Here is a 6756-nt window from a genome sequence, read left to right on the forward strand (position 1 = left end):
TTCAAACCATTCTGAATGTGCGGATTACGTTTCATCAGATTCCAGACGAAATTAGTACGTAGGTTCTCTGCCATTAACAAAATCGGGCCCTGATCGATGCCGAGATAATCTTTATCGAACCAGCCGGATGTAGTTGGGATATTGGTGTTTTCTGAAGGATACCGATACGTAGGATTAAAGGCGTCCACAAATCCATATTGACCGTAGAGTTTATCCCCGTATTTCGTTTTCATGGCCTGTAAAGCGGGTAAACAGATTTCGGGTGCAAAAGCCATCGAGCCACCAGCTGCCGTTGGGGCAATCGTCCCATCATCGACGATTTGCGTAGAGGCCGCTCCCCGGGCGCGATAGGAGAAAAACTGACGCCCGGCTACGGTCGTGTCTTTTGGGCCATCGCAGGCTGTAAGTCCCCAGATCGTTTTACCGTAGTCCTGCCATCGCCCCGGATTTTGTACGCAGTACGCCCAATTGGCGTAGGTAGCCCGTCGGGAATTTTCAGCATAGTCGAAGCCTTTTTGCTGCATGTATTTGTCCTTAATGCCCCGGAAATCAATCCAGATATGTGAATACTGATGGCCAAAAAGCGGATCGAAATTGACGTGTTGTTGGCCCTGAAACATATTCCAGTCGTAACTTTTTGTCCAAGCGTCCCAGGCATCGGCTTCAATTGGGTGCGTGGGCGATGCCAGCGCCAGTACGTACAAGAGCATAGCTTCGTTGTAGCCTTTCCAGTCGGCTTCGATAAATCCTTTTTCGGGATGCCAGCCCATCGATACGAACGGCTTACGCGGACGAATCCAGGCCCAGTCAACGCGCCCATAAATCTGCTCAGCTAGTTGTCGGATCTCGGTTTCGGCAGGTGAGTTTTTATCAAAATACGTCTGAGCGCTCAGAACTCCTCCCAGTAGCAAAGCCGTATCGATAGTCGATAGCTCAACCTGTTTGAAGCGCTCTCCGGTTTTCATATCCAGAAAATGGTAGAAAAAGCCTTTGTAACCCGCCACGCCCGTTGCCTGATCCGACTGTGGAGCCTGCGCAAAGAAACGTAGTGTTTTTGACGTACGATCGGCGGCCTGTTCACGGGTAATATAACCTCGCTCAACGCCTACCAGATAAGACGTAAGACCAAATCCTACGGCGGCAATACTGGCAAAAGAAGGCGTTGGAGCACGGTCAGGAACAAGGCCGTTTTGGGTGTTGGTTGTTTCCCAGAAATACCGGAACGTATCGCGTTGCAGACTGTCCAGAAACGTATTGTCAGACGCAGTCAGCACTTTGGGCGAGGAAGATGAGATAATAGGTTTCGGCTGACAGGCTATAAGCCAAAGCGAACCGAGGAATGAAAGAAAAATTAACCGTTGGTTCATGATACGTTTTAGCGCAACAATCTTTGAATCATGGAGAAAATAAAAGCAACGGCGTTTTCACAGAATCAGTGAGAAACCGTTGCTTTCATCTCGTAGGAATTTTAGCGATTAATAACCAGGATTTTGCGTTAGGGCACCACCTGTTAACTGAATCTGCGTTTGCGGAATGGGAAACAATTCATGTTTACCTGCAACGAAATTCTTGCCGTGCGCTTTCATAACCGTGGCCGCCCGTCCTTGCCGCACGAGGTCGAACCAGCGATCGTGTTCCATTCCTAGTTCAACCCGTCGCTCACGCCAGATGGCGTTACGTAAGTCGGCTTGTACAGTTGTCGTTACATTGGGCAATACGGTAGTAACTCCTCCGCGTGCCCGCGCCCGAACCAGATTCAGCGACGCCAGCGCTTTGGCCGACTGACCCAGTTCGTTAGCTGCTTCAGCGTTCATTAACAACACTTCGGCGTAACGCAGCACCCGGATATTCTTGTTAGTTTCCCAGTTTTCGCCGTTGTAGGTTTCTTTCGTGCGGCTGATGTACGCTTTAAAATTATAGCGTGGATTTTCGGCTTGTGCATTAACGACCTGACCGTCCCACAACGTAGTACCGCGTTGAATAATGGTACCAGCTCTCCGCGTATCGCCGGTTTCGTATGCTTTATCCAGGTCTTCGCTGGGTGTATTGAAACCCCAGCCCCAGCCGCCGTCACCACGGGCACCCTGACTTTCAAAGTAGCCCTGTACTCCCCGGGCAGGCGTAGTGCCTTTGCCCTGGATCTCAAAAATTGATTCTACGCCGTTTTCGGTTGATTCCCGCCAGAGTTCTCTATAATCGGGATGTAGTGAGTATTGACCTGATGCGATAATCTCGTCGGTTAACCGCTGTACTACGTCCCATTTCATCTGATACATAGCTACTTTGGCCATCATGGCTTTTGCCGCTCCTTTCGTTGCCCGACCTAGTTCAGCGCTGCCGTACTGCGATTTTTCGGGAAGATTGGTAATCGCCGTCTGGAGGTCCGTCTCGATCTGTGTGTAAATCTGGGCACTTGTAGCCCGAACCCGGCCCTGCTGAATATCATTCTGGTTGGTTGGGTCGGCAACTTTCGTAACCAGCGGCACACCGCCAAATGAACGTACAAGATTAAAGTAGAAGAAAGCCCGCAGGAAACTTGCTTCGCCAATAAGCCGGTTTTTGAGCGTATCGTTGATGGTTAGGCTGGGTAGATTGCTCAGCGCCTGGTTGGCGCGGGCAACGCCCTCGTACTGACCAACCCATACTTCGTTGAACGATAAACTCGACGGAGTAAAGGTTAAATTATCCAGCTGGTCTTTATCTGTTCCGGTGTCGCCAGGCGAAGAACCTTTATCCGCATCGTCTGAAGTAATACTCGAAACGCCATTCCATGAGAATGAGTAAAAATTCCAGTCGAGCATTTTAGCATACACTGCATTCACTAAAGTTGTGGCAGCATCCGGATTGCTCGAAAAAAAGTCGGTTGGGGTTTGTTGCCCCTGAGGAGGTACATCCAGAAATGTTTTTGAACAGGATGTTGCCAGTGTCAGGCCGCCCATAAGAGCCAGCGTAACGGATTTTTGAAGTATATTCATCGTATTTGTTGGCTAATTAAAATCCAAGATTTAGGCCGACTAAGTAGGCCGACGTAACGGGGTAACCACTCAATTCGATACCTGAGTTAAGCGGGCCGCCAGGAAGTTCGGGCGTGTATCCAGAAAACTTCTTGATCGTCAGCGGATTTTGTGCCGTTACGTACACCCGGGCGCGGCTTAACTTAACTTTCGAGACGAACGACTGAGGAAGTTTGTACCCCAGGGATACGTTGTTGATTCGGAAAAACGAACCCGATTCAACGTAGTACGTCGATGAGATGGGTACGGCATTGCTGGCGCGGGGTTCCGTATTGCTCGGATTCGTGGGCGTCCAGCGGTCGGCGCGGCTCGCTTCAATGTTCTCGTTACCAAAGCGCTGCGCTTTTTTACCGTTATACACCTTGTTCCCAAAATTGGCATACCAGTCGGTCGAGAAATCGAAGTTGCCATACGTAAAGCCGCCATTGATACCAAAGAATAGTTTTGGCTGGTATGAACCTACGAAAACCCGGTCATTGTCGTCAATTACACCGTCTTTGTTCTGATCAACGTAGCGGAAATCGCCGGGTTTTGTACCTTCAATCTTAGCCGCTGTTGCATCGATCTCACCTTGATTCTGGAAAATACCATCCGTTTGCCATACCCAGAAGCTACCTACCGGCTGCCCGATGGCGGTACGGGTCGTAAACTGACCATTGCCAATGCCGCCTTCATTGATCGGGAGACCGCCCTGTACGTCTTCGAGCCGGTTTTGATTGGCCGTTACGTTAAAGCCGACGTTATACTGAAAATTATTGTTAACCGTATTCCGCCAGTTAAGACCAAATTCAACGCCTTTATTTAATACCGTAGCCGCGTTGGTTAGGTAGGAACCATCTTTATCGCCGAAAATGGCGTCGATGGGTTTCAGGAAAAGCGCATCGCGGGTACGTTTCTGGTAGTACGCAATTTCCCCCGACAGACGATTCTTGGCCAGCGCAAATTCAAGACCAATATCGGTGCCTGTTGTTATCTCCCAGCGCAGATTCGGGTCGATCAGGTTAACAATGGTGCGGCCCAACTGTGTCGTTTGGTTCGGCCCAAATGCATAATCAAGACCGGTACTTTCGATGGTATAGAAGAATGCACTGGGCGTGATACGGTCGTTCCCGGTACGTCCCCAGCTTACACGAGCTTTCAGCAAATCAAAAGGCGTTTTGCCCAGCATAAACGGCTCTTCACTAATTACCCAGCCTGCGCCAATGGATGGGAAAAAGCCCCAGCGATTAGCAACAGGAAACTTACTTGACCCATCATAACGAGCCGTAGCGGTCAGTAAATAGCGGTCGCTGTAGTTGTAGTTGATCCGACCAATATACGACTGTCGGGTTTCGAGCGTACCGGTTTGTTCATTGGTAGCTGATGACGCGTTCCCAGTGTTCAGGTAGAAATAATTCGACTGGGGCGGTACGTCCTGCCGTTCGCTACGTAGAACATCACCCTGAAACCGTTCGGCTACGTAGCCCCCCAGCACTTTTACGTTATGTTTTTGCGCGAACGTATTGCTGTACTCAGCCGTATTGGTCCAGAGCCAGCGCGAGTTATTCGAGCGGCCAACCGTGAGCTTGCTGGTTGCATTCTGCTGGTTCGACGATACGCGATAGACGGGCAAATAGTTATACGAACGTAGATTGTTTGACTCCACACCGAAGTTGGAAATAACGGCAATGTGTTTGGCAATGGTCAGGTTTCCGTAGAACGAACCCTGCAAGCGCAACCCTTTCGCCTGGAAGTTCGTGTAATCAATCTGCGCAATCGGATTGGCTACGTTATTACGGGGGGTGAAACCATAAGAACCGTCCGGATTTCGAACCGGTACAATGGGCGCCTGCCGGTAAGCATTCGTGAAGGCTGAATACACATTGCCACTGCCCCGAACCGGCGACGTAGTACTGATATTATCGGTTGCTTCCAGCAATACGCTACCGGCATCGGCCAATACCGAATTGCTGTTCGATAAACTCAAATTATGCCCTATTTTCAGATTCTTCGAGAGTGTATAGTCGTTGTTCAGACGTAGCACAAGTCGATCATAGTCGTTATCACGCAGAATCCCTTTTTCGCTGAAATAGCCTGCGCTGAAAAGGTAGGTTGTTTTGTCAGTACCTCCACTAACGGACAGCGAGTGATTGTGCTGGAAACCCGTCCGGGTGATAGCCTTGAACCAGTCGGTGTTGGCGCTAGCGGCACTTGGATCGAACGGCAACGGGTCAGTTTGGCTGTCGTAACGTACCGCTTCGTTGTTGTACTGAGTAAACAATTGAGCATCGGCCATTTGTACCCGGTTCGTCGGAGTCCGAATGCCCACGTAGCCATCATAGCTGACTTGTGGAGCCCCCGATTTTCCGCGTTTGGTTGTGATCAGTACAACGCCGTTGGCGGCCCGAACCCCATAAATAGCCGTTGCTGAGGCATCTTTCAGAATATCGACCGACGTAATATCGGACGTATTAATATTTCGGATGTCTTCAGTGATAATCCCATCCACTACGTAGAGCGGATCGGCTCCACCAAGCAGCGTACCTGTTCCCCGAATCCTGACAACAGGTGCCTGCCCGGGTGCGCCCGAGTTAATGATCTGTACACCTGCTACTTTGCTTTGCAGCGCCTGCGTAGCCGACAGAACAGGCTGCTTGATCAATTCATCGCCTTTTACTTGAGCAATGGCCCCTGTTACGTCGATTTTTCGCTGCGTACCGTACCCAACGACAACAACTTCATTCAGTGCTCGGGCATCTTCCTGCAAGACTACATCGATCGTGGTGCGGCCGCCTACCGCTACTTCCTGTGACTGAAAACCAATACTCGAAAAAACCAGCGTTGCATTTTCATCGGCCTGAACCGAATACACGCCTGATGCGTCAGTTACCGTACCTGTTGCCGTGCCTTTGACCTGGACCGTTGCGCCCGGCAATCCAACTCCCGATGGTCCATCGGTAACCTTACCCGTAATACGTATTGGAGCCGCAAAAGCGCCAATAGGATTGATGGCCAGGAGTAGCATAATCCCTATAAAGAATAGAGCAAGCTTTCCTGATTTCCTACGTAGAGAAGTGTTTGTCATAATAAAACAGCTTAGATTTTCTGTTGAGTATGAGTTAGGGAATCGATCCATACTCATAACTACATCAACTGGTTTTTGCACTAACTTTCTAATATTTTTTTGCACAAAAGTAGGGATATGGTATCTTTCCGCCTAAAATGAGACTACATCATTACTACATCATATCGCTATTTTTGGCGCACTTATGATGTTTTCGCTACATCAGGCAGGTTTGAGGAGTTGATTATTATGATAAAAAGTGGCTGTAAACGAGTAAAGCATTTGAATGCATGGTGGTTATTAATTGCAATGCTTTTTTTAGGGTACGGATCATCCATTGTAGCGCAGTCTTCCTATCGTTTTTGCCAGCCTGAAATAGTCACTTACGATCGGCAGGCCTATGGCGCTTATAACCAGAATTGGAGCGTAGCACAGCACCCGGTAAATCAGTTCATGTATTTTGCTAATTCCAAAGGTTTACTAGAATTTGACGGCAGCGCCTGGAAAACGTATGAACTTCCCCGCAAGCAGAAAGTCCGTTCAGTTGCTATTGATAAGGGAGGTAGAATCTATACGGGTGCACTTGGCGAGTTTGGCTATTGGCTTCCCGGTAAAACGGGTGAATTAACGTATCACTCTCTGGCACCGTTGATTCATCAGGAAGCGTTTCGTAATGAAGAAGTATGGAATATTCTGGAT

General features: G+C 49.2%; 3 protein-coding genes and 1 pseudogene. 1 reads left to right on the forward strand and 3 read right to left on the reverse strand.

From position 1 onward, the window contains the following. The 3 genes from ACOJS8_RS23595 to ACOJS8_RS23605 form a co-directional block, all read right to left on the reverse strand. On the reverse strand, window positions 1-1367 hold a 1367-nt coding region (locus ACOJS8_RS23595; RefSeq protein ID WP_420151017.1), incomplete at its 3' end, for a glucoamylase family protein. Between the two features lie 108 nt (window positions 1368-1475). Continuing rightward, window positions 1476-2975, reverse strand: coding sequence for a RagB/SusD family nutrient uptake outer membrane protein (locus ACOJS8_RS23600; protein WP_420151018.1), 1500 nt, complete (start codon window positions 2973-2975; stop codon window positions 1476-1478). A gap of 16 nt (window positions 2976-2991) precedes the next feature. Further along, complete coding sequence (locus ACOJS8_RS23605; RefSeq protein ID WP_420151019.1) at window positions 2992-6018, reverse strand: SusC/RagA family TonB-linked outer membrane protein; 3027 nt, start codon at window positions 6016-6018, stop codon at window positions 2992-2994. Window positions 6019-6366: 348 nt separating this feature from the next. Between ACOJS8_RS23605 and ACOJS8_RS23610 the strand changes: the two are divergent. After that, window positions 6367-6756: pseudogene (locus ACOJS8_RS23610) on the forward strand (hypothetical protein); the annotation flags it as partial.

Source organism: Spirosoma sp., from assembly GCF_048594605.1.
Lineage (GTDB): Bacteria > Bacteroidota > Bacteroidia > Cytophagales > Spirosomataceae > Spirosoma.